The organism is uncultured Eubacterium sp. (assembly GCF_934295145.1).
Taxonomy (GTDB): Bacteria; Bacillota; Clostridia; order Lachnospirales; family Lachnospiraceae; genus Eubacterium_I.
In genome coordinates this window covers 1-24,123 of sequence record NZ_CAKRAS010000016.1, presented here as the reverse complement: position 1 = coordinate 24,123, position 24,123 = coordinate 1, and the positions used below count along the sequence as shown (strand labels likewise).

At 46.2% G+C, this 24,123-nt stretch carries 18 protein-coding genes; 4 read left to right on the top strand and 14 right to left on the bottom strand.

From position 1 onward, the window contains the following. Positions 1-397 precede the first annotated feature (397 nt). The 14 genes from Q0I54_RS04805 to proS form a co-directional block, all read right to left on the bottom strand. Positions 398-2,506, bottom strand: coding sequence for a glycoside hydrolase family 13 protein (locus tag Q0I54_RS04805; RefSeq protein ID WP_296116898.1), 2,109 nt, complete (start codon positions 2,504-2,506; stop codon positions 398-400). 512 nt (positions 2,507-3,018) lie between these two features. Next, the gene (gene ftsH / locus Q0I54_RS04800; protein WP_296116894.1) at positions 3,019-4,851 is read right to left on the bottom strand and encodes an ATP-dependent zinc metalloprotease FtsH; all 1,833 of its coding nucleotides are present in this window, start codon (positions 4,849-4,851) and stop codon (positions 3,019-3,021) included. A 26-nt stretch (positions 4,852-4,877) separates the two neighbouring features. Next, on the bottom strand, positions 4,878-5,402 hold the full coding sequence (hpt, locus tag Q0I54_RS04795) for a hypoxanthine phosphoribosyltransferase (protein ID WP_294783558.1): 525 nt from the start codon (positions 5,400-5,402) through the stop codon (positions 4,878-4,880). Beyond that, on the bottom strand, positions 5,395-6,912 hold the full coding sequence (gene tilS, locus Q0I54_RS04790; protein WP_296116892.1) for a tRNA lysidine(34) synthetase TilS: 1,518 nt from the start codon (positions 6,910-6,912) through the stop codon (positions 5,395-5,397). Before tilS ends, hpt begins: the two co-directional genes overlap by 8 nt. Before the next feature lie 60 nt (positions 6,913-6,972). After that, positions 6,973-8,805, bottom strand: a complete 1,833-nt coding sequence (locus Q0I54_RS04785) for a SpoIIE family protein phosphatase (RefSeq protein ID WP_296116933.1) — start codon at positions 8,803-8,805, stop codon at positions 6,973-6,975. A gap of 351 nt (positions 8,806-9,156) precedes the next feature. Next, a complete protein-coding gene (locus Q0I54_RS04780) occupies positions 9,157-9,450 on the bottom strand; it encodes a septum formation initiator family protein (protein WP_294783566.1) in 294 nt (97 codons plus the stop codon). Positions 9,451-9,486: 36 nt separating this feature from the next. Then, complete coding sequence (yabQ, locus tag Q0I54_RS04775) at positions 9,487-9,978, bottom strand: spore cortex biosynthesis protein YabQ (RefSeq protein WP_296116890.1); 492 nt, start codon at positions 9,976-9,978, stop codon at positions 9,487-9,489. Further along, positions 9,978-10,265 carry a sporulation protein YabP gene (gene yabP / locus Q0I54_RS04770; RefSeq protein WP_296116889.1) on the bottom strand — a complete coding sequence of 96 codons (288 nt, stop codon included), beginning with the start codon at positions 10,263-10,265 and terminating at the stop codon, positions 9,978-9,980. The genes yabQ and yabP overlap by 1 nt, the downstream gene beginning before the upstream one ends. A 124-nt stretch (positions 10,266-10,389) precedes the next feature. Continuing rightward, positions 10,390-10,629 carry an RNA-binding S4 domain-containing protein gene (locus tag Q0I54_RS04765; RefSeq protein WP_294783573.1) on the bottom strand — a complete coding sequence of 80 codons (240 nt, stop codon included), beginning with the start codon at positions 10,627-10,629 and terminating at the stop codon, positions 10,390-10,392. 96 nt (positions 10,630-10,725) lie between these two features. Continuing rightward, positions 10,726-11,007 (bottom strand): HU family DNA-binding protein, encoded by a 282-nt coding sequence (locus Q0I54_RS04760; protein WP_296116931.1) that lies wholly within the window; start codon positions 11,005-11,007, stop codon positions 10,726-10,728. A 136-nt stretch (positions 11,008-11,143) separates the two neighbouring features. Then, entirely contained in the window at positions 11,144-12,880 is a 1,737-nt protein-coding gene (locus Q0I54_RS04755) for a phospho-sugar mutase (RefSeq protein ID WP_296116887.1), read from the bottom strand. A 125-nt stretch (positions 12,881-13,005) separates the two neighbouring features. After that, positions 13,006-14,001 (bottom strand): phosphotransferase, encoded by a 996-nt coding sequence (locus Q0I54_RS04750; RefSeq protein WP_296116884.1) that lies wholly within the window; start codon positions 13,999-14,001, stop codon positions 13,006-13,008. Between the two features lie 74 nt (positions 14,002-14,075). Beyond that, the gene (locus Q0I54_RS04745) at positions 14,076-15,410 is read right to left on the bottom strand and encodes a CCA tRNA nucleotidyltransferase (RefSeq protein ID WP_296116882.1); all 1,335 of its coding nucleotides are present in this window, start codon (positions 15,408-15,410) and stop codon (positions 14,076-14,078) included. Between the two features lie 141 nt (positions 15,411-15,551). Next, on the bottom strand, positions 15,552-16,991 hold the full coding sequence (gene proS, locus Q0I54_RS04740) for a proline--tRNA ligase (protein WP_296116880.1): 1,440 nt from the start codon (positions 16,989-16,991) through the stop codon (positions 15,552-15,554). 603 nt (positions 16,992-17,594) lie between these two features. Here proS and Q0I54_RS04735 point away from each other — a divergent pair. The 4 genes from Q0I54_RS04735 to Q0I54_RS04720 are packed head-to-tail and all read left to right on the top strand — an operon-like array spanning position 17,595 to position 23,820. After that, entirely contained in the window at positions 17,595-20,795 is a 3,201-nt protein-coding gene (locus tag Q0I54_RS04735; RefSeq protein ID WP_296116879.1) for a thioester reductase domain-containing protein, read from the top strand. Between the two features lie 3 nt (positions 20,796-20,798). Next, on the top strand, positions 20,799-21,716 hold the full coding sequence (locus Q0I54_RS04730) for an acyl-CoA dehydratase activase-related protein (protein ID WP_296116878.1): 918 nt from the start codon (positions 20,799-20,801) through the stop codon (positions 21,714-21,716). Next, positions 21,716-22,864, top strand: coding sequence for a hypothetical protein (locus tag Q0I54_RS04725; RefSeq protein WP_296116876.1), 1,149 nt, complete (start codon positions 21,716-21,718; stop codon positions 22,862-22,864). Before Q0I54_RS04730 ends, Q0I54_RS04725 begins: the two co-directional genes overlap by 1 nt. Beyond that, on the top strand, positions 22,861-23,820 hold the full coding sequence (locus Q0I54_RS04720) for an acyl-CoA dehydratase activase (RefSeq protein ID WP_296116874.1): 960 nt from the start codon (positions 22,861-22,863) through the stop codon (positions 23,818-23,820). Before Q0I54_RS04725 ends, Q0I54_RS04720 begins: the two co-directional genes overlap by 4 nt. Positions 23,821-24,123: the final 303 nt, after the last annotated feature.

Below are 24,123 nucleotides of genomic sequence, written 5' to 3'. Positions count from 1 at the left end.
ACATTCTCCTCCTTATAATTCCTTGCCCTTTTATGAGATGTACATGTTCAAGCAGTGAACTTCCTATCAATTATGCTGCTATTATTATAATTGATCTTGTTGTTATTTTTTTTAGTTGAACGATGTTTCTGGTATTACAAGATTACCAGCGATATCCCACTGCATTCATTGTAACATGTGCCTTTTTGTTTGACAACAGAAGAAAGTATGAAGATTGCTTCACTGTGAATACTTTTTTCAGGAGCCACACCTGTGTGTCTTGCTGCTGACTGTGTAATGTATTCTGATAGCCAAAACCTTTTGTTTCAATTACTTTAGTTGCAACCAAAGTATATCATAGTGGCCACCTTCATACAACTAATTCCGTCAGATTAAATTAGTGTTTATGTGTGTTGTTTTAGTCCTCTTCTGTATTATGTTTCAGCACAACTGCTGAGTATTTCGGCAACGTCAGTTTCAGGTAGCTGCCCTCCACCTGATAGTTAACAGGCGCCATAGAATAATTTTCTTCCGTGGAATACATGATCTGTGTCAGCTTACAGGCGGACGGAATTCCAGCTCCACACACACCAACCTCAATGCTTCTCGTATAAGCATCATTATTGATTACAATCACAAACTGCTGACTTCTGTTAAATCTTGCAAAACAGAGAATATCTTTTTCACCCCGCAGAAATTTCACAGAACCGGTTCTCAGCGCCGGGTTTTCCCGGTGGATCCGAATCATATCACGATGGAAACGGATCAGCGCTTTGTCTTCTCTGCCCCACGGATAAGTACGGCGATTATCCGGATCGGTAAATCCGCAAAGTCCTGCCTCATCTCCATAATACAGGGTTGGTGCTCCCGGCCAGGTCATCTGAATAACAACTGCCTCTTTCATAACACCTTTGTTGATCCCCTCGGAAGCAGCCTTGGTGCCAAGCTGCGCCGCACGGCCTACCTTATGGTTTGTTCGTGTCAGGAAACGGGAGTGATCATGGTTAGACAACTGATTCATGGCACACTGCAGAGACGGGGTTGCAAAACTTGCCATATAGTGTGTCATGGCATTCTCATAGTTTTCAATATTTCCAAGCATATAATCCTTATACTCATCACTGTGTTTTTCCATACCTGTAAGGAACCAGGTCATTGGTTCCATAAAGGCATCGTAGTTCATAACACTGTCCCACTGATCGCCCTGCAGCCAGTCTTTCGGATCTCCGTAATGCTCTGCAAGAATCAGTGCTTCCGGGTTTGCTTCTTTCACCGCTTTGCGGAACTTTTTCCAGAACAAATGATTATATTCCTGACTATGTCCCAGATCAGCTGCCACATCCAGACGCCATCCATCTGCATTGTATGGCGGAGAAACCCATTTTTTCGCCACATTCAGAATGTACTCTTCCAGTTCCGGAGACGCTTCATAATTCAGTTTCGGCAGAGTATCATGTCCCCACCAGCCTTCGTACGTCACATTATCCGGGAACGCATTGTCGTTCTGGAAATGGAAATAGCTATGATACGGACTCTCTTTCGTTGCAAAGGCACCCGGTTCAAAATCAGCACATTCATCATATATCTTTTCACGGTCCAGCCATTTATTAAAGGAACCGCAGTGGTTGAACACGCCGTCCAGAATGACACGCATGCCACGGCTGTGCGCTTCCTCCACCAGTTTGATAAACAGTTCATTGCTGGCTTCCAGATTTTTCTTGTTCGTCACACGCGCTTTATAGATAGAAGCCTGACGGTTGTCCGTGCAGCCCTGCGGCATCGGTTCGCCGCCATCCTCAACGATCACGCCAAAATGCGGATCGATATAATCGTAATCCTGCGTATCATATTTATGACTGGAAGCAGACACAAACAACGGATTAAAGTAAATAACTTCCACACCAAGTTCTTCCAGATAATCCATCTTATCTAAAACGCCCTGCAGATCACCGCCATAAAAATTAGCAACATCAAAATCTTCCGGACATTTATCCCAGTTCTCCACCTGCTTCGTCTGGCGGTTAATATAATAATATTCACCGGTTTTTACATCATTGGATTTATCTCCATTATAAAAGCGGTCCGTAAAAATCTGGTACATAACGGCACCCTTCGCCCATTCTGGAGTAGAGAATCCCGGAATAATGCAGAACTCATACTGCGGGCGAAAATCTCTGGACACACCGGCCCGGTCATAAGTGCAGCGCAGCATACCGGAAACAATTTCAAAATGGTATTTGTACTGCTCCTCGCCCACGCGGATCTCAGCCTCATAATAATCAAAATCGCGCTCACGATCTGCTAAGCGCATCTCGATTTTTTCATCCTCATGACAGAGCACTACCAGATCTACATTATCTGCTGCGGTACGAAACCGGATTTTCACAGTTTCCCCTGCCTTCGGCTCCGGCGGAATCCTGTAATCAGACGTTCCATCTGAGAAAAGTGCTCTCTTCCTCAAAATCGGACGCATCTGCAGAATATAATTTTCCACACTGTTAAACTTTTGCACTGAATCATACTTCATATTATCTTCCTCAAATTATCTTTTTTTAACATTGGTATTGATATAATGTAAGAAATCGGGAAATCTTTTCTCGGCAAGCGATTTAGCGAGTGACTGAGTTTCACAAGATTTTGCGCGAGTGGGAAGCGACCAGCTTTTATAGGAGCTGGAAACGAGCGCGATAAAACTCTTGCGAAACGAAGGTAACGAGTGACTAGCTGCCGAGAAAAGATTTCCCGATTTCGTATTTTTTCAATAATTTCCGTTTTATCAAAAAAATAAAAGAGACAGCCATTTCGATCTGCTGTCTCTTTCAAAAGGAGAAGGTATTTTTTACTATGGGGGTAGCAAAAAACTATATAATGTATTGGGGGTATTTACAGGTATTATAATAGCAAACCCCAGCCGATAAGTGTTCACAAAGTTCACAAATATCACATTCAGTTTTTGTGCATATCTTCCATTACCAAATAGTAACTTCTCCGCATTTTAAATGAAAATCGCACAATCAACCATGCAACTTCCACAATTTCTTACTCAGCAGACGCTTCTATTGCCTTTGTATCAAATAAAGCCTCAAACTCATCACGGTTAATTTTTTCTTTTTCCAGAAGCAGTTGGGCACAACGATGCAGTACATCCTCATGCTCACGGATCATTGCCTGGGCCTTTGTATAGCACTCATCCACGATCCGTTTCACTTCACTGTCGATTCTGGCTGCTACAGTCTCGCTGTATCCACGGGTATGTCCCAGATCTCTTCCAATGAACACTTCTTCGTCATCATCATAACAGATCAGACCTATGTCATCGGACATGCCGTATTTGGTAACCATGGATTTCGCCAGAGAAGTTGCCTGCTTGATATCCTGGGATGCGCCAGTAGTTACATCTTCAAAGATCAGTTCCTCTGCCACACGACCACCAAGATCCACGATGATTTCCTGCAGCATCTGGCCCTTTGTATGGAACATCTCATCTTTTTCCGGCAGCGGCATTGTATAACCTGCAGCCCCTGCTCCGGTTGGAATGATAGACACGGTGTAGACCGGTCCCACATCCGGAAGCAGATGGAACAGAATCGCATGGCCAGCCTCATGGAAGGCTGTGATCCTTTTTTCCTTATCGGTAATGACACGACTCTTCTTCTCCGCACCGATTCCTACTTTAATAAACGCTTTCTTGATATCTTCCTGACAGATATACATCCGCTTTTCTTTTGCCGCAATGATGGCAGCCTCATTTAACAGGTTTTCCAGATCTGCTCCGGTAAAACCTGCGGTGGTCTGCGCGATCTGTCTGAGATCCACATCGTCTGCCAGCGGTTTGTTTTTGGCATGAACACTCAAAATCTGCTCACGTCCGCCCACATCCGGACGGCCAACATATACTTTTCGGTCGAAACGACCCGGACGAAGTAACGCCGGATCCAGAATATCCACACGGTTCGTTGCTGCAATGACGATGATTCCTTCATTAATACCAAAACCATCCATCTCAACCAGCAGCTGGTTCAGAGTCTGCTCACGCTCATCATGGCCACCACCCATACCGGTTCCACGACGACGTCCTACCGCATCGATTTCATCGATAAACACGATACATGGTGCATGTTTTTTTGCCTCGGCAAACATATCACGGACACGGGAGGCGCCGACACCGACAAACATCTCTACGAAATCAGATCCGGAAATAGAAAAGAACGGTACGCCCGCTTCTCCGGCTACTGCCTTTGCGATCAGTGTCTTACCGGTACCAGGAGGTCCCACTAAAATAACACCTTTCGGAATACGTGCGCCAAGCTTTGTGTATTTACCCGGATCTTTCAGGAAATCAACCATTCCCTCAAGTTCCTCTTTTTCTTCATTCAGACCGGCTACATCCTTAAATCTGACTTTGACGTTTTCGCCCATGGTTAGTGTGGCACGGTTTTTACCAAAATTCATCATCTTGGAATTACCGCCGCCTCCAGCCTGCGCATTCATGCTCATGATAAAGAAGATCAGTACCACCGCCATCAGCAGTGTCGGGAGAATCTCAACCAGAGTACTCCGTCCCGGCACATCTTTTAAGGTGTAGTTTGTAAAATCTGCTTCTTTCAATGTATCCTGCAGTGTGCTGACGTCAGATACATTCATCTGTACCCGGCTGCCGTCCTTCAAGAGGATCGTGGCAGTACCGGTCGGTACTTCTTCGTTCTGTTTGATCACAATGGAATTGATCTTATCGTCATCCAGCTTCTGTTCAAACTCGGACTGGGTGCAGGTATTTGACGCGATTCCTTTGGAACCGAAACTATACCATCCCAAAATAATAATCAGGAAAATAACTACATATATTCCAAGGCCTCTAAAATTACGTTTCAATTTTTAAAGCCCTCCTTTTTCTATTTTTAATCTAATTCTACGATGCCTACATACGGAAGGTTTCTGTATTTCTGTGCGTAGTCCAGACCGTACCCAACTACGAATTCGTCCGGAATCTCATAACCGATATAATCCACCGGAACATCTACCACACGACGGGACGGTTTGCTCATCAGTGTGCAGAGACGTACGGATTTTGCTCCACGACTCTTTAAGTTCTCTACCAGATAGCTTAAAGTACGACCGGAATCAATAATATCTTCCACGATCAGTACGTTTTCACCTTCAATGGAATCGTCCAGATCTTTGATGATACGAACGATACCGGATGACTCTGTGCCATCACCATAACTGGATACAGACATGAAATCAATATAAACCGGAACGCTGATACGTTTTGCCAGTTCACATGCAAAAAAGCTTGCACCTTTTAAGATACAGATGATCTTTACCGGCTCGCCGTTCATATCAGCACTGATCTGAGCACCCAGTTCTTTGATTTTTGCGTTTACTTCTTCTTCAGTAAACATAACACGGATTTTGTCACTCATTTTTTTCTTTTCCTCCATTGACGCATATTTCTAAAATGCGTTTTGTCTCCTGTGTCACTTTATATGTCTCACTGATCCGCCGGCCAACAATCCATAATATATGACTGGCATCCGCCAGAAGAACCAGTGCATCCCGCTCCTTTTGCGGGATTTTGCTGTCAATCAGATAATCTTTCAGTTTCTTGTGTCCGCCCTCTGCCCTGACCTGTAGAAAGTCCCCCGGACGGCGTGTTCTTATCTGAACAGTATCTTTAATTTTATCATAATCAAACCATTTCGTATATGTTTTTTCCGGAATTTGTTGAAAATTTCCATCAAAAGGAAAAACTCTGGCGCTTATCTGCATACCGGAAAACTCCTGCACCTGACCGGATACATTCAGTGGCAGTTCTGTCCTTTTTTTAGGGGAAATCTTTTCCGAAGTATTTTTCTGTCCTTTTTCCTTCGTATTCGCCTGTGCACTCACACACTCATTTATGCCGCATGTTTTGCATACCATCTGTGCAGCTGTATTCTCATTTGTATCGCATGTTCCGCATATTTCCGCTTTTCGATATAGGCAGATATCCTCATACCCGGCCTCTGCGATCATCTGGTAAGGCAGGTCAATCTGCCGTCCCACCTGAAGTTCAAACAGTTCCCGCACTTTTTCCACATGCACCGCCGTGAGATCTTTACGGCTCCCCGCCAGTTCTCCAAGCAGCCGGTGCAATAGATTTTCCTGCAGTATTTTCGGCATTTCTTTAAAACCATCCTTCGCAATCCGAATCTCCTGCGGTTTTTGCTCCTCTGGGAAATAACAGATATACTGCTTTCCCAGACTCCATGCCGCATCATCAATATAATCGCACACTTCTTCCATATACCCCGCGGTCCGCACCATATGCGGTACCGCTGCCAGATTAATCTGACGCAGCTGTGGCAGCACCTGGCTGCGAATCCGGTTGCGGCTCATATTCTGATCCGCATTTGTGCTGTCCGTCCGGAACTCCTGCTGCTCCTTTTGTAAAAATTTCTCAATCTCCGTCCGGGTCAGGCACAAAAGGGGCCGAATCAGATTTACGTTCTGCTCCGCCACATGCCGCACCGGCACAATGCCGCACAGTCCCCGGATTCCGGTTCCCCGGCTTAAATGAAACAACATTGTCTCCGCACAGTCATCTCCGTGATGCGCCACCGCCAGGCAGCTGCCACCAAGTTCCCTGCACGCCTGATAAAAACACTCATACCGTAGTTCCCGGGCCGCTTCCTCCAGAGACTGCCGTCTCTTCTGCGCCCTCCTGGGCGCATCCACAGAAAATGTCCGCAGCGGAACCTGCAATCGTTCACACAGTTTCCGCACAAATTCTGCATCCTGCAGGCTTTCCGCTCCGCGGATCCCGTGCTCTACGTGCACCGCTGACAACGAAAATCCCATGGATTTTCGCAACCGCTCAAGCATCAATAGCAGGCAGACAGAGTCCGCTCCGCCGGATACCCCGGCCACCACATGGTCTCCATGTTCTATCATATGATATTCTTCTATAAATATTTGTATTTTCCTTTGCATATTCATATCTGTTTTCCTCGTTTATCGGTTCCAGACTTCCACCGTCAGCACCGTCATGTCATCTCGCACCCGGCCACCGGTAAAAAGCAGCACCTGTTCCAGTACATTTCGTGAAAATTCTGCCGGATTCGTGGTATCAATGCCATGAATGATTTCCCGCATCACCTCACCGGCATTTTTTACATGCAGGTGATCCATGACGCCATCCGTGATCATGATAATGAAATCACCATCCTCGATCTGCTCCGTTACTTTTGGCACACTCTGTCCCGCAAACACACCCACCGGCATGCTTTTCTGCACGATCAGCCGCACTTCATCTCCATGACGAATAAAAGTTGCCGCCGCACCAATCTTGTAAAACTCACCCTGACCGCTGTCCAGATCCAATCGCATCAGATCCACCGTGGAAAACAGATTATTTTCCCCGTGTGTCACCATGGCAGAATTCATCATCCGCAACGCAGTATCCGGCAAAAATCCGGCTTCCATAAATTTCTCTATTAAATCTATCACCATTTCGCTCTCTTTACAAGCCGCATAACCGCTTCCCATGCCGTCCGACACCGCCATCACGCAGCTTCCGTTGTCCAGCATCTGAAAAGAGAAATTGTCCCCGGAGACCTGCTCGTCATCCCGCACCGCCCGGGCTACACCGTAATTTGCCGTCAGCCGGCATCCCTCCACAAAGACCATGGACTGCTCCCTGGCTCCCAGCAGGGCTTTACTGTCCTTCACCGGCGCAAACCTTCTGCCACTGACGCTACTCAATAGTTTTGCCAGTTCCCGGACAGATATACACTTGCTTCCCTTTGCCCTGCCCCGAAGCAATACCTGCCATTTTCCATGACTGTTTTCCAGCAGTCGCAGCTGTTCGATCACAACTCCCGCCTCTTTCCATACATAGCGAATGGACGCAGATATTTTGCCTTCCCGAGCCGTCACATCCTGCTCCTCATTGGCGCAGTCCTCCATGATATAAGCCATGGCATCCAGCTGCTGCGCGATCACATCCCGGTTTTCCTGCAGACGGTTATACCATGCCATGTTCAGATGCGCCTTCTCAAATACCAGCATCACCTGTTCCACCAGTTCTTCCTTATACATGCAATATTCTCCAAGCTCTGCGGAACTCTCCCGCACATCCTCTCCCCGCTGCAGCGACTGCAAAAAACGGTACAACACCTGATACATCGGCATGGTGTCCTCCTCCCAGCACAAGGCACACTGACTGCAGGAAGCACAGATCCGCCCGGTGACCTCCGTCTGCATGCGTCCCAGCTCCTCCGCGGAAAAATCATCCTTAAACCGGTTCATTTTCCGAAAAGTGCGGGACAGTTTTTCAAAAGATTCCGCATAATCTGTCAGCCTGCGTCCGCCCGGAGCGTACATCAACGGTGGCTGTTCCCTTTTTGGCTCCCACTCCGGAATCATGGACAACAGCCGGCTCACCACATACACAAAACAGCTTACCATAATCCCTTCACATATCCGGATAAAAATCCCAGCAGTTCCCGGCAACTGCAGTCCATGCCAGAATAATCCCACGATTACGGTGATCCCTCCGCACAATCCCCCTGCCAGAAGCGACCGGCAATGCCCCCTGTACCATTCCACGCCCCGCACTACCAATGCACTTGCCAGCACGATCAACGCATACTTCACCATCACCGCCACCGGCGCCAGAATGATCAGGCCACTGATACTGCACAAAAACAAAAGGTTGCGGTTCACCCCAGACACAAATCCAATCATAAAAAGAGCCGGAACCATTGGATAGACCCCAGCCACCTCAAACTGTGGAGCCAATAACGCCGCCATGCACAAAACCAGATGCTTCAAACTAAAATTCATTCTTCTCACGATACATCCCTCCCTGAATTTTTCTAAAGCGAACATTCGCAATCCGCTTTTGCTGCTTGCTCATGAACGCAGCCGTTTTTTTCACCTGCGTTCTACTTATTCAGAGAGTCATTCTACCTGTCCACCGGCAAAATCTTTGTCAAATAGCAGTTCAAAATTCGAGAACCGTTCGCCAAAAATCGTTCATGACTGTGGTTTTGAAGCCTTTCGACGCAACTCAAGCACTTTAAGAAGGGGGTAACGTAAATAGCGGGATTTCAAATTTGTCCTGGCGAGCGATTTAGCTGCCAGGACAAATTTAAAATCCCGCTTTTATAACCTCATAATAATAAGGTACCATTATTATTTTTCTTTAAATACAATCTCATCCGGAAATGTCATCCCCAGCTTAGACTTCGCTGTATCAACAATATACTGATCCGATCCAACATAAGCTTCCTTTTCCTGCAACTCACTGGCCCGGTCCTGTTCATCCTTCAACTGCGCCTGCTTCGTCTTTTCTTCCTGCTTATATCCTTCATTCACTCCATACAGATGCACGATCTGAATCGACAGGATCAGTGTCAGGACCAGCACCATACAGGAGATACAAATTTTACCTGTTCTGTTCTGTTTTTTCTTTTTCATTTTACGCATTATGTAATCCGCCCTCTGTTTACCTATACTCTGCGTTTAAAGTTTACATAAACTCATTCTAACTGCTTTCCATAATTTTTTCAATCGTTTTTTTACATATCGGTTACTTTTTTTACCAGTTCTATACAACCTCTGTACACTTTTACCAATTGGATTCATCAGTATTCGTACAGGTTTCATAAAAGTCCTGCAAGTCCACCAGACTCCACCGCAAATTTTCTTTAGTAAAAATGTCCCGGTTCGCACCACGATACAGCTAAAACTCTTTCCATACAGCAGCATTCCTAAAAACATTCCAAGGATTACAAATCCCCTGACCTTCCCGTCATGTTCCTGATACAGGAACTGAAATAGCACAAAAGCACTGATCACCCAGAAAAACATATCTTCCACCGCGATCCATACGGTTCCGTGAGTCGCCACCCGCCGAAAGATCCGCAGCAGATCATAGACAAACAACATAGCGATCCCGAAAAACACTGCCTGTACAAACAGTTGCCCCTGTTGCCAGATTTCCGGACTTACCATCACTTAAACAGCCGCCCGAGCAGCGACTCCCCCTGACCATTTTTCGCCTTGTTTACATCTGAATACTGAATGGAATCAATTTTACCCGACAGATCCACTTCCCCCTTTTCCAGGGTCAGCCGATTCACATGCAGATCCATCCCCCGGATCATCAGCATGCCCATCTCTGTCTCCAGCAAAATTTCATTGACATCAAAGGATAAGATGTCGGATATTCCGTTTAACGCACAGGTTCCCCGATTGTTCAGGATAATTTTGTGCTGTCTGGCTGCCTGTCTCTCTTCCATATAAAAAACCTCCCTTACTGTTTCCAGTATATGGGAGGTTTCTGAAATTATGACGGTTGATTCCACGAAATCGTATCTGTTCTGAGTTTCTGTCACCCGGATATTTACACCTTCTGCTAACTTATTACAGATATCGGAACATTTCTTTTGCTTCTTCCTTGCGGGAAGTGTCTGTCACTACCAGTACCTCGGCCCGGACAGCTTTATTTCCGAATGCGATTTCAATGATATCACCGACTTTTACGTCCTGGGAGGCTTTCGCCACACGGTTGTTTACCATGACACGGCCTGCGTCACAGGCTTCGTTGGCCACAGTACGACGTTTGATCAGGCGGGATACCTTCAGATATTTATCTAATCTCATCTTTATTTTCCTTTCGCAATTACTTTTTATCTAATAAGAAGGGGCCTGTCCCATTGGAACGGCCCCAGCTATACTTTTTATTTACTTACCAAGTTATTATGCATTTACGATATCTTTTAATGCTTTACCAGCTTTGAATTTCGGAGATTTGGAAGCCGGGATTACGATATCTTTACCTGTCTGTGGATTTCTACCTGTTCTCTCAGCACGCTCAGCTACTTCAAAAGTACCGAAGCCTACTAACTGGATTTTGTCCCCATTTTTTAAAGTATCTGCAACAACTTCTGTAAATGCTGCTAAAGCTTTCTCTGCATCTTTTTTGGATAATTCAGCTTTCTCTGCGATTGCTGCAACAAATTCTGTTTTGTTCATTATAATGTCCTCCTGTAGAACGAAAAATATGTTCTCTTTTTTTACTATAGACTATTTATACTTGTTTTCCCTGTATTTGTCAAGGAAAACAAGCGTAAACACCCCTTTTGCAACAGAACAATACTGCCAATTTGTATTTTCCCTAGCCTAACATCGGCTCTACGATTGCCATGACAGCAGCGCCAAGTTCAGCTGCTTTCGCATCTGCGGCTTCCATACTGTCTGCTTTTACACCGTAGTAAAATTTCAGTTTTGGCTCTGTACCTGACGGACGGAAACATACCCATGCTGCATCCGGAAGTTCATAGTAAAGTACATTGGAACTTGGAAGTCCGGTCGGCTCTACTGCACCTGTAGCCAGATCTGTCACGGTATCCTTCTTGTAGTCTCTTGCTCTCAGCACTTTGTACTCACCGATCTGTGCAGGAGTATTGTCACGCAGTGTCGTCATGATCTCCTGGATTTTTGCAAGACCTTCGATACCTTTTAATGTGATGGCTTTTACATCATCTTTGTAGTAACCGTATTTCTCATAGAGATCAAGCATTGCATCCCACAAAGTCTTGCCCTGTGTCTTGTAATATGCTGCTGCCTCGCACAGCGCCATGGATGCAACAACTGCATCTTTGTCACGGCAGTATGTACCCGGAAGGCATCCGTAGCTTTCTTCCATACCAAAAAGGTATGTGCCGTTTCCTTTTGTCTCAAACTCCAGCATTTTCTGTCCGATAAATTTGAAACCGGTCAGAACTTCATACAGTTTTACACCGTAATCTGCTGCGATGGCATCTGCCAGGTTGGTAGAAACAATGGATTTTACAAAAGCTCCGTCTGCCGGAAGTCCGTATTTTTCTTTTCTCTGGCTAATCTCATAAGCACCGATCAGGCAGCCAGACATATTTCCTGTCAGGGAATGATATTCGCCTGTCTTGCTGTCTTTTACATACACGCCGAGACGGTCTGCATCCGGGTCTGTAGCCAGTACCAGATCCGCATCCAGTTCTTTTGCCATGCCAAGTCCGAGAGTAAATGCCTCAGCAGCTTCCGGGTTCGGATAGCTTACAGTCGGGAATTCTCCATCCGGAAGTTCCTGCTCCGGAACAACGTAAACGTGTTTGAAACCAAGTTCTTTTAACACACGGCGAACCGGGATATTTCCGGTACCATGAAGTGGTGTGTATACAATTTTAAGGTCATCTGCAACCGCATCAATGGCTTCCTGGTGAAGCACCAGTTTTTTCAGTTCCGCAATATACGGATCATCGATGTTTGCTCCGATCACTTCGTACAGACCTGCTGCAACGGCATCTTCTTTTGCCATTGTCTTTGTCGTCGCATAATCTGTCACAGCTTTTACCTCAGCCATGATACCGCTGTCATGCGGCGGTGTAATCTGTGCGCCATCCTCCCAGTATACTTTATATCCGTTGTACTCTGGCGGATTGTGACTTGCTGTCACATTGATTCCTGCAGTACATCCAAGATACCGAACTGCATAGGACAGCTCCGGTGTCGGACGAAGGCTTTCAAAAATATAAGCCTTAATTCCGTTTGCTGCCAGACATAAAGCTGCTTCATTTGCAAATTCCGGAGACATTCTTCTGGAATCGTATGCAATGGCAACACCTTTTGCCTGTGCTCCAACTTTGATAATATAATTTGCAAGTCCCTGTGTCGCTTTGCGGACGGTGTAAACATTCATACGGTTTGTACCCGCTCCGATCACACCTCTTAAACCTGCTGTACCAAATTCAAGATCCATGTAAAAACGATCTTCAATCTCTTTCTCATCATTTGCAATGCTGCGCAATTCTGTTTGTGTATCCTCATCAAAATACGGATTACTCAGCCAGGATTCATATGCTTCTCTGTAACTCATGATCGACCTCCTGCGTTTCTTTCATTGACATGATTCGTTTTCATATCCACGCCAAATATTATAGCATATCCCTAACCAAAAAGAAACTACCTTTTCAAGTTCAAGCGGTACGTCTTATATGATTATTACCATTTTCTGCAGCATTCCCACAAAGCACGCAAAAACTGACTCCGCACCTGATTCTGACGGATCTCCCGGGACAGTTTTTCGTAGTTATGCCCGGAGTCCCACACCTTTCTCGTCCGATAGTAATGATTGGCAATTTTCCAGAACTTCTCAGGGTACGCCAGACGATAATAAAGCCCCCGCAGATCCTGCCGGCTCAATGGATGCACCCGACTGTATTCCCGGATCAGATCCAGTCCAAGCTGCCGGTTCCACTCATTTTTCTCCAGAATCTTGCGCAGCAGATTTCCAAGATCCGTAATCTGCGCTCCGACATGGGCATGTTCCAGATGGATTACCGCTGCCCCGCCACTTGTCAGCAGGATATTGTGCTGGTTCATTTCTCCATGGCAGATTCCTGTCGTATAACCGCTGCCAAGCTCCGGATAACGTTCCAGATAACATGTCACTTCCTCTGACTGCTGAAAAAACTCTTCATAACACTGCAAAAACAGCTGTTCAAAATCACTTTTATTGTTCCGCTTCAGGATAAACCTGCGGATATGTTTTAAATCTCTGTGATGCCGCACATATTCCTGACACAGGTCTTTTTTTCGTCCACCTTCTGCTTCTTCGGGCATCTCGTCAAATTCCGCTCCGCCACAGGCTACATGAAACCGGGCCAGAAACGAGACGATCACCGTCAGATCCATCCGGTTTCGGATCTCGCACTCCCGCCCCCGCAGCCAGTGATGAAAGGTATAGGGCACATGATCCACACCTTCCGTGATCAGATTCCCATCTTTATTTCTCAACATGGAATCACACAGAACGCCCTGCTGCTCCAGGCAGATCCCAAGCCAATATAAAAACTCCGCCTTCTGTGCGGAGCCAAAATATTCCTTTAATGCGTACAGTCCTTCCTCTGATTCACAGATGAGAATGCCCCTTCCTTTATAAAATTTTTCAATTTCCGGTTCCTGTCGTTCCAATACCTGCTCTACCTGATAATACACAAAAACACCCCTTTATATGATAAATATTCGAACTGCCGATTCGCTCTATTCATCATATGAAGAGGTGTCTGAATTTATGTCTTACTCTGGTTAAAATACCAGTCAAGCAATACTTCCTTTTCGTTTACTTCCGGCTCTTCCAGTACTTTATCAAGCATTTCATGCAAGATCGCACCGATCTCTTTGCCCGGTTTGATGCCTTTTGCGATCAGATCTGAGCCGTTTACTGACAGATCTTTCAGCGACAGACACTGTTGCTGTTCCAGAATCTGCTGATACATATGCTCATAACGATCCACATACAGCAGTTTTTCCTGCTGCAAAAAACTGCTCTGCGCCATAATATCCGCACGTTTCACTTCAAAAATCTCCGGATACAGCTCCACTCCATTGCGGAAGATCGCACGGCGGACCGCACGGTCTTTCAACGGCGGACGGTCATCATGTGCCCGGATCAGCGCCGTTACTTTTCGTATCGTATCGTTGTCAAATTTCAATCTGCGCAGAATTTTTCGTGTCATCTCCGCACCGACTTCCGGATGTCCGTGAAAATGATGGATTGCGTTTTCATCCTCTGTGCGACAGACAGGTTTTGCCACATCATGGAACAGCATGGTCAGACGCAGCACTTTATCCGGTCGTATTTCCTGCATGGAACGGATCGTATGCTCTCCCACCGTATAAATATGATGCGGATTGTGCTGCTCAGTCTCCATCATCGTGCAAAATTCCGGTAAAATAACAGCCGCGATCCCGGTGTCATAAATAGTCTTCATTTCTTCCGGGTGATCAGATGTTACAAGTTTTACAAGTTCTACCTGAATACGTTCTGCACTGATCTTTGCCAGATTTTCTGACATGTCACATATGGCCTGGCGGGTGGCATCTTCGATGGTAAATCCAAGCTGCGCTGCAAAACGAACCGCACGCATCATGCGCAGTGCATCTTCCGTAAAACGCTCTGTCGGATCACCCACGCAGCGGATCCGCTTCGTCTTTAAGTCTGCGATTCCGTCAAAAGCATCCACCAGACCAGTCTCATCATTATAGGCCATGGCATTGATGGTAAAATCCCTGCGTTTTAAATCTTCCAGCAGATTTGACGTAAAAATCACGTCCTTCGGATGACGGGCATCTTCATACTCCCCATCAATGCGGTACGTGGTCACCTCAAAGCCTTCTTTGTCCATCAGAACCGTTACGGTTCCGTGCTGAATACCAGTGTCCACCGTCCGCGGAAAAATCGCCTTAACCTGCTGCGGTTTGGCGGAAGTGGTGATATCCCAGTCTCCAGGGATGCGCCCAAGGATACTGTCACGGATACAGCCGCCTACCGCATAGGCATCATAGCCATGTGCTTTCAGCTCACCAATGACGGTTTTCACTTTTTCCGGTAACTCGATCTTCATTGCGCACCCTCCTGAACTCTGTAATTTTTCGCTCACTTAATATTGAAAAATCTCTCTGCGTTTTTCCCGCCAGATTTGTGTTGCAAAGTGATATCTTCTTCTGCAAATCTATGCGGTCATGCAGAGCATATTAAGTGTATTTTAATATGCTTTACCCCAGTATACCAGTTTTTTCGCCGGTTTTCCACAGCATACACATACGTCAGAAATATGCTCCTGATCGTTGAACGGCATACATCTGGATGTTGCTGATGTCTCTTCTTTAATCTTGTCCTCGCATGCACGGTCTCCGCACCACATACCACGGATAAATCCTGGTTTGTTTTCTACTGCGTCACAGAACTCGTCGTAGTTGTGCGCATCTGTGATATGTGCATCACGATGTGCTTTTGCACGCTCAAACATATCTTTCTGGATAGTCTCTAATAATTCCGGAACTACATTCTCTACTTCATCCAGAGAAACAACGATCTTTTCACGGGTATCACGGCGAACCAGTACACACTGATTGTTCTCGATATCTTTCGGTCCTAATTCCACACGGATCGGAATACCACGCATTTCCTGCTCAGAGAATTTCCAGCCCGGGCTCTTGTCAGAATCATCTAATTTTGCACGGCAGACTTTGCCTAAACGCTCCTGGATTTCCTGTGCTTTCTCCAAAACGCCTTCTTTTCTCTGCTGGATTGGGATTACCATAACCTGTGTCGGTGCAATGTGCGGCGGCAGAACCAGTCCGGAATCATCACCGTGAACCATAATGATGGCACCGATCAGACGTGTGGTCATACCCCAGGATGTCTGATGTACATACTGTAATTTGTTCTCTTTGTCTGTATACTGGATGCCGAATGCTTTTGCAAATCCATCGCCAAAGTTGTGGCTTGTACCGGACTGCAGCGCTTTTCCGTCATGCATCAGGGCCTCGATGGTGTAAGTAGCCTCAGCACCTGCAAATTTTTCTTTCTCTGTCTTTTGTCCGCGGATAACCGGCATAGCCAGTACTTCCTCACAGAAATCTGCGTACAGGTTCAGCATCTGTACTGTACGTGCCTCTGCTTCCTCAGCGGTTGCATGAGCTGTATGGCCTTCCTGCCACAAGAACTCTCTGGAACGAAGGAACGGACGTGTTTCTTTTTCCCATCTTACAACGGAACACCACTGGTTGTATACCTTTGGCAGATCACGGTAAGACTGGATATCATTTTTATAAAAATCACAGAATAATGTCTCGGATGTCGGACGTACGCAGAGACGCTCCTGCAGCGGATTTAATCCACCGTGTGTTACCCATGCAACTTCCGGTGCGAATCCTTCTACATGATCTTTCTCTACATTTAAGAGACTTTCCGGAATGAACATTGGCATGTATACATTCTCTACACCTGTCTCTTTGAAACGACGGTCAAGCTCTTTCTGGATGTTCTCCCAGATTGCATAACCTGCCGGTTTGATGACCATGCATCCTCTGACGCTGGAATAATCGGTTAATCCTGCTTTTTTTACTACATCTGTGTACCACTGTGCAAAATCCACATCCATAGATGTAATGGCTTCTACTAATTTTTTGTCCTTTGCCATGACTGTATCTCCTTTTCACTTATTAATCCTGTTCTCTTGGAATCACTGTGTATTGCTATATTTTGTCTGACGGAAAAATCAACTTCCTTTCCTGTCAAATCAAAAAACGCCGAAAAACAGATCCCACATAGGGACCGGAATTCCGGCGGTACCACCCTGCTTATATGCATTCTTTTCGCATATCCACTCAATACCGTTAACGCCGGTTCTACGCCGTACTCATCGCACGGGGCTCAAGGCCCGGTTCCAAATGTTCCATACAAGGATGTCGCAGCATACATGGAATCCATGTACATCCTCTCTCTGTAGAATTTTCCATCTGTACTATTTCCTGTCACAGCCGATTTCTTATTTTTTGTGCCTTCCTTAACGGAAAAACTGTAATCAACCGTTATTCTAAGCGAATCGTGAACGAATGTCAAGGGGGAAGCTCTTACGATTCTTCCAAACAGAGCTATTGCGCAAATACACATAAGGCCTGAACCGGAGCAATAAATATTTTATACTTATTTAACTTGCGAAGCATAGGGGAATGCACTATTATTAATAAGTAAAAGTTTCTGTATGTAAGCAGAAAGAACAGAGGAGATAAAAGAATCGATCATGAAAAAAATAACCTCACTCATTGACATTCTTTCCGCGCAGACCGAAAAGTCTCCGGAACGTGTCATCTACCGTTTTCTGGAATATAAAAACGGCGACTGGGAGATGCAGGATATCACCATGCGCTCCCTCTATCATAAATCTCTGGAGATTGCCTATGCACTCCGAAAAAAAGGGCTGCGTCCGGGCGACCGGGCAGTCATTTTCAGTATGCAGGATTATGGCACAACTTATGCGATCCTCGGCTGTATGATGGCCGGTGTCACTTTCACCGTCATCCCACCGCCGCTGGATGAAGGCAAGATTGCCCGTTTTATCTCCGTACTGAAATCCTGTCAGCCGAAAGCACTGATTTCCAACTATGCCCTGGAGCAGGAATCCGGTGTCAGTCTGACCGGCCGGCTGATCCGCGAGGCCTTTACCAGTGTGATCCGACTGAAACGTATTTACACTGACCGGCTGACCCCGTACAAACGAAAAGACGTTATCGTGGAAGCTGCAGAAAACCGGCTCGTTTACCTGCAGTACACTTCCGGTTCCACCAGCGCACCGCGAGGCGTTCGTGTCACCTGGAAAGCACTGATGAAAAACCTGGAACAATGCCAGGCCTGTTACGATTTTAATCACGGCACCCTCGGCACCTGGGTTCCGTTTTTCCACAATCTGGGACTGGTTGTCACAATCTGCATGCCACTCTGCACAACAGATGCCTGTGCATACTTTTTATCCACCATGCAATTTCTGGAGAATCCAAAGCTGTGGATAAAAATGCTGCATGACTTCAACCTTACCTTAACCGTCGGACCGGGTTCTGCATTTGACGCATGTACCCGTATTTTCACACCGGAAGAGGCAGCAAAATATCCGCTGACCCAGGTGACCCATTTTATGAACGGTTCGGAATTTATCAGTGCGAAAACAGTGGAAAAATTTGCTGAAATGTTTCAGCTTTCCCCAAATGCCATGGCACCGGGCTACGGACTGGCTGAAAATGTCTGTCTGGCTACCTTTGCCAGTCAGGACTACCGCACCTTAAAGCTCGACTATGACGCTTACCAGAAAAATTGTGCGGTTCTGCAAACAGAGGAAAAAGAAAACCAGCAGGTCAAAGAAATCGTCAGCGTTGGTAAACCGGTCAAAGATCTCACCGTGGCCATTGCCAATCCAAAAACGAAGAAACCGTATCCGGATCTGCACATCGGCGAAATTTTCATCTCCGGTGACAGCGTGGCCAACGGTTACTGGGGCAATTTAAAGGAAAATGCAAACTTCCGCGTACGCCTGGAAGGCTATGACCGCAACTTTTACAAAACCGGCGACCTTGGATTTTTGTATGAAGGCCATCTTTACATTACCGGCCGCATCAAAGAAATGCTGATCATCAATGGACATAATATCTTTCCAAGTGATCTGCAGGCGCTGATCATGCAGAAAGTACCGGCTCTGGCTACTACTTCTTTCGGATTTTTCTCCACTAATGACAGTGAAAAAGAACATGTCATCGCCGTGGTGGAATCCAAACCGGAAGAAGATTTTGTCAGACGGGTAGGGCAGATCAATGCTGCTGTATCCGAGCGCTTTGGTTTTTCTTTCTACGATATTATTTTTGTGCCGAGAGGCGCAATCCCGCGTACGGACAACAGCAAGCTTCAGATGCTGAAAGCCCGGGAACTGTATCTGCAAGGTAAATTACAGATCCTGCACAGCAGCCATGCATACCGTACCAGCAGCGGTGAGACCACGATTATCGACAAATCCATCGATAAAGCAGACGAGATCCTGCTTCAGGTAAAATCTGTATTTGAAAAAGTTTTGAATATTGAGCAGTACAACCTCACAGACTCTTTCCTGGAGCTTGGCGGTGATTCCCTGATGGGATTCGAGCTGGTCAATAAAATGGAAGAACGCTTCCATGTCAAACTGGATCTGAGAGAAGTACTTTTAGACTCATCTGTCTCCGGTGTGGCCAACTATATCCGCCGGGTACTGACCGGCGGAAAAGGTGTGTCCAAAGCAGTGGATCTGGAACAAGAGTGTCATCTGGATCCTTCCATCGCTCCGACAGGTGCTTATGATACCGCACCACAGGACTGCAGAAACATCCTGCTGACTGGTGCCACCGGATTCCTTGGAGCTCAGCTGATCCGTGCAATCCTGACACAGTATCCGCATGACGGACTAAACCTGTGCTGCCTGGTGCGTGCAGACTCTGAAGAAGCCGGTCTGGAACGTCTGGTCAACAACATGAAACATTATGAATGCTGGAGCGAGGATTTTCGCGCATTTTTACATCCGGTCATCGGCGATCTCTCCACAGAAAAATTTGGTCTTTCCGAAGAACTGTGGCAGGAACTGACAGAAAAAATCCAGGTCATCTACCACAACGGTGCCCTGTTGAACTTCATTTTCCCTTATGAGTTCCTGAAAGAGACCAACGTACACGGAACAGTAGAAACGCTGCGGCTTGCCTGCGCCGGCAAACCAAAATATTACCACTATGTATCTTCCTACAGTGTTTATGACACCCCGAATAACAAGGGTAAACGTGTCTATGAAAACGATTCGCTGAACACCGCACACGGCTTCTCCCTCGCTTATTCTGAGACAAAATGGGTATCAGAAAAACTGGTAGGAATCGCACAGAAACGCGGACTGCACACCGTAATCTATCGCCCTGGTGATATCACCGGTGCAGCCAATGGTATCTGGGAAATGGATGATATGGTCAGCCGTATGATCGTTGGAACGATCCAGATGCAGGCAATTCCGCGCACAAGCTACTGCATGCATATGACACCGGTAGATTTCGTGGCGGATGCGATCTGCTGCATTTCCCGCAAACCGGAAGCCATGGATCAGGCCTTCAATCTGGTCAACCCGGAACCGGTTCCTGTAAAAAAGGCGGTTTCCTATATCCGTGCCAACGGTTATCCGGTACGCTACATTACTTTTGGCACATGGAAGAGCAAACTGAAACAGGCAACCGCATCGGAAAATGCCCTAACACTACTAGCCTGCCTGTTTGAGAGTGGCACTGACGCCAATCCTGGTGTCCTGCGCCACTTTGTGGGAAAAGATACCATTTATGACTGTACAAAAGCAAATGTCCTGCTAAATCAGTCCGGCATCAGCTGCCCACCGGTGGATGAAAAGCTGTTTAGCGCTTATCTGAATTATTTTAAAAAGAATGGATGTATATAAAATATGAAAATCGGTATACCACGGGCTTTACTTTATTATCGTTACCATGTTCTCTGGGAAACTTTTTTCCGGGAACTTGGTCACGAGACCATCGCAAGCCCACATACAAATAAGACACTTATGGATGCAGGCAGCCACTACGCCATCGACGAAAACTGCCTCTCCAGCAAATTATTTTTCGGTCATGTCTCCGCACTGGAAGGAAAATGTGACGCTGTCTTTGTTCCGCGTATCGCAAACTACGGAAAAGACGGTGTCATGTGCTCCCGTTTCGAGGCCCTGTATGACATGTCTGCCAATACTTTCCGCGGGCATGAAATTAACTTTATCACCTGCAACGTGGATCTTCAGCAGAAATGCCCGGAAGCACAGGCTTATATAATGTTGGGGCTTTCTCTCGGTGCTTCCGAAAATGAGGCAAAAGACGCTTATCAGAAAGCTTATGCCGCATGGCAGGAATCGCACGAAAAACACATTCAGGAAGAGGAAGCAAAACTTCACGATGACCGCATCAAAATCCTTGTAGTCGGACACAGCTACAACCTTTATGATGAATATATCGGGAAACCGATCATGAAAGGAATTGAACAGCTGGATGCTGTTCCTATCTGTTCTGATGCTGTAGATTTAAAGCAGGCACAGACGGATTCCCTGACTATCTGCAAAGCAGTTCCGTGGATCATGAACAGAGAGCTGCTTGGAGCAATTTCCAAATATCACAACGATGTGGATGGTATTATCCTGCTTACCGCCTTCCCGTGCGGACCTGATTCCATGGTCAACGAGATGATCATCCGCCGGATCAAAGACCGCCCGATTCTGAACCTGCTGCTTGACAGCCAGGACGGAAATGCCGGTATTGAGACCCGTCTGGAAAGTTTTATTGATATTATCCGTTTCCGAAAGGAGGCTCGTCTGTAATGCCGGAAAAGAAATATAAACTCTGTTATCCGCAGCTTGGAAACTATGACATACCGATCCAGTACTTTGTAAATAATGGTCTGCATCTGGAATATCTGGCTCCGCCTGCCATGACCAAACGAACGATTGAACTTGGTGCAAAATACAGCCCGGACTTCGTCTGTGCACCGTTCAAATGTATGATGGGCTGTTACATTGAAGCTTTAGAGCAGGGCGCCAATGTTCTGATCCAGACCGGTGGAACCTGTCGGCTGGGCTACTACGGCGAACTTCATGAACAGATTTTAAAGGATATGGGCTATGATTTTGACATGTTCAACCTGACCCTCTTCCGCTACAAAAACCTCATTGGCATGTTAAAAGGCATGAAACAGTTTGCTCCGAATGCCACACTGTTTCAGATGGCCAAGGCCTTACCTGCCACCGCCAGAATGATCGTCGTCATCGATAAAGTAGAAGATAATTACCGTCAGAACATGGGCTTTGAGATTGAAAAAGGTTCTTACGATAAAGTATACAATCGTTTTCTGGCACAGCTTCGTAAAGCAAAAGGATTAAGAGACGTCAATCGCATCTACAAACAAACCATTGCAGACTTTGATGCCATTCCAAAAAACAAACCGGAGCATCCGCTGCGTGTCGGTGTGGTCGGTGAATATTTCACCATTATGGATCCTTATTCCAACCATGAAATTGAGAAAAAAATTGCACAGATGGGTGCGGAAGTACATCGCTGGATGAACCTGTCCAACAGTGTGCTGCTCTGTCCGGATGAGGGAACTCTAAAGAAATTGAAAGGCTACCTCACCTACGACCTGTATAAATTTCCATCTTCCCTCTGGGTCAATATTCAGAAAAAGCTTTCCAGCAAATACACAAAATTTGACATGGGAAGTTCCAGCATTTCCACCATTGCCCTGGCAGAACATTATGCTGAGAAAGGCTTTGACGGGCTGGTTCATGTAAAATCATTTGGTTGTACACCAGAGATGGATGCCGTTCCGGTACTGCACAACATCAGTTCCGACTACAAAATTCCGGTGCTGTACTTAAACTATGACACCCAGACCAGTGATACTGGTATCGAGACCCGACTGGAAGCATTTTATGATATGATTGCCATGAGAAAGGAAGTAACAGAATCTTGAAAAAAGCATATTTAGGAATTGACATCGGATCCATTTCCACAAAAGGTGTCATTATCGATGAAGGAAAAAACATCCTCGCCGGAATCTATCTCTGGACAGAGGGAAATCCGATGGGCGCAGCAAAAAAAGTAATTGCTGCCCTTGGAGAAAAAATTGATCAGAATGAATATAAAGTCGTTGCCGCCGGAACAACCGGAAGTGCCCGTAAACTGGTCGGTGCTATGTGCAACGCCAGTATTGTAAAAAATGAAATCACAGCTCACGCAGTCGGAACCACAACCCTGCATCCAGATGTCCGCACCATCCTTGAGATTGGCGGACAGGATTCCAAGATCATCTGTGTGGAAAACGGTGTTGCTGTGGATTACGCGATGAATACTTTATGTGCAGCCGGAACCGGTTCTTTCCTTTCCAGCCAGGCACGCCGTCTTGGTGTGGAAGTAGAGGAATTTGGAAAAATCGCTCTCGGAAGCAAAAATCCGACTCCGATTGCTGCCCGCTGTACTGTATTTGCAGAGTCCGATCTGGTTCACAAAATCCAGATGGGACATAAAAAAGAAGATATCATTGCCGGTCTGTGTAATGCCGTTGCAAATAACTACTTAAACAACATCGGAAAAGGTAAAAAAATCCTTCCGCCGATCGTATTCCAGGGCGGTGTAAGTAAAAACGAAGGCGTTGTAAAAGCCTTTGCCGACTCTCTGGGAGAAGATATCATCGTAGATGAGAACGGACATCTGATGGGTTGTTATGGTGCTGCGATCCTTGCACTTGGATGTGGCATTGAGAAACCGTTCAGCTTTGATGTGGCAGATATGGAATTTGTAACTCGCGAAGTTGTATGTCCAAACTGTGCAAACCACTGCGAAATCATCTGCGTTTACCGTGATGGAGAACTCATTGATTCCTGGGGAAATCGCTGCGAACGAGGCGAAATCAAACAAGGCCAAGAATAATTCTTGTTTAGGGTGGTTTGGAACAAGCAGAAACAAACTCCAACAAGAACCTGAAAAATTTTCTGTGACCACTGCGTCGCTTATTTCCTAAGCGGAGGTTTCACCTCCACTTAGAATAGCTTCGCATGAATGTGCAGAGATTCGGATTTGAAATATGTCTGCTATGCAGACCCGAATCTCGCACCAGAACTTGCCAGAGCAAGTTCTGATCAAATTCACGAACTCGCCCGCGGTCGGGCTAGACGCAGCGGTCACAACGAAAATTTTACAATGGTTCTTTCGTTGGAGTTCGTTTCTGCTTTG

What these genes read in the sequence shown, in the direction of transcription:
- Q0I54_RS04805 (WP_296116898.1), bottom strand. Translation starts at nt 2,506, where the DNA reads ATGAAGTATGATTCAGTGCAAAAGTTTAACAGTGTGGAAAATTATATT.
- hpt (WP_294783558.1), bottom strand. Translation starts at nt 5,402, where the DNA reads ATGAGTGACAAAATCCGTGTTATGTTTACTGAAGAAGAAGTAAACGCA.
- tilS (WP_296116892.1), bottom strand. Translation starts at nt 6,912, where the DNA reads ATGATAGAACATGGAGACCATGTGGTGGCCGGGGTATCCGGCGGAGCG.
- Q0I54_RS04785 (WP_296116933.1), bottom strand. Translation starts at nt 8,805, where the DNA reads ATGAATTTTAGTTTGAAGCATCTGGTTTTGTGCATGGCGGCGTTATTG.
- Q0I54_RS04780 (WP_294783566.1), bottom strand. Translation starts at nt 9,450, where the DNA reads ATGCGTAAAATGAAAAAGAAAAAACAGAACAGAACAGGTAAAATTTGT.
- yabQ (WP_296116890.1), bottom strand. Translation starts at nt 9,978, where the DNA reads ATGGTAAGTCCGGAAATCTGGCAACAGGGGCAACTGTTTGTACAGGCA.
- yabP (WP_296116889.1), bottom strand. Translation starts at nt 10,265, where the DNA reads ATGGAAGAGAGACAGGCAGCCAGACAGCACAAAATTATCCTGAACAAT.
- Q0I54_RS04765 (WP_294783573.1), bottom strand. Translation starts at nt 10,629, where the DNA reads ATGAGATTAGATAAATATCTGAAGGTATCCCGCCTGATCAAACGTCGT.
- Q0I54_RS04755 (WP_296116887.1), bottom strand. Translation starts at nt 12,880, where the DNA reads ATGAGTTACAGAGAAGCATATGAATCCTGGCTGAGTAATCCGTATTTT.
- Q0I54_RS04745 (WP_296116882.1), bottom strand. Translation starts at nt 15,410, where the DNA reads ATGAAGATCGAGTTACCGGAAAAAGTGAAAACCGTCATTGGTGAGCTG.
- proS (WP_296116880.1), bottom strand. Translation starts at nt 16,991, where the DNA reads ATGGCAAAGGACAAAAAATTAGTAGAAGCCATTACATCTATGGATGTG.
- Q0I54_RS04735 (WP_296116879.1), top strand. Translation starts at nt 17,595, where the DNA reads ATGAAAAAAATAACCTCACTCATTGACATTCTTTCCGCGCAGACCGAA.
- Q0I54_RS04730 (WP_296116878.1), top strand. Translation starts at nt 20,799, where the DNA reads ATGAAAATCGGTATACCACGGGCTTTACTTTATTATCGTTACCATGTT.
- Q0I54_RS04725 (WP_296116876.1), top strand. Translation starts at nt 21,716, where the DNA reads ATGCCGGAAAAGAAATATAAACTCTGTTATCCGCAGCTTGGAAACTAT.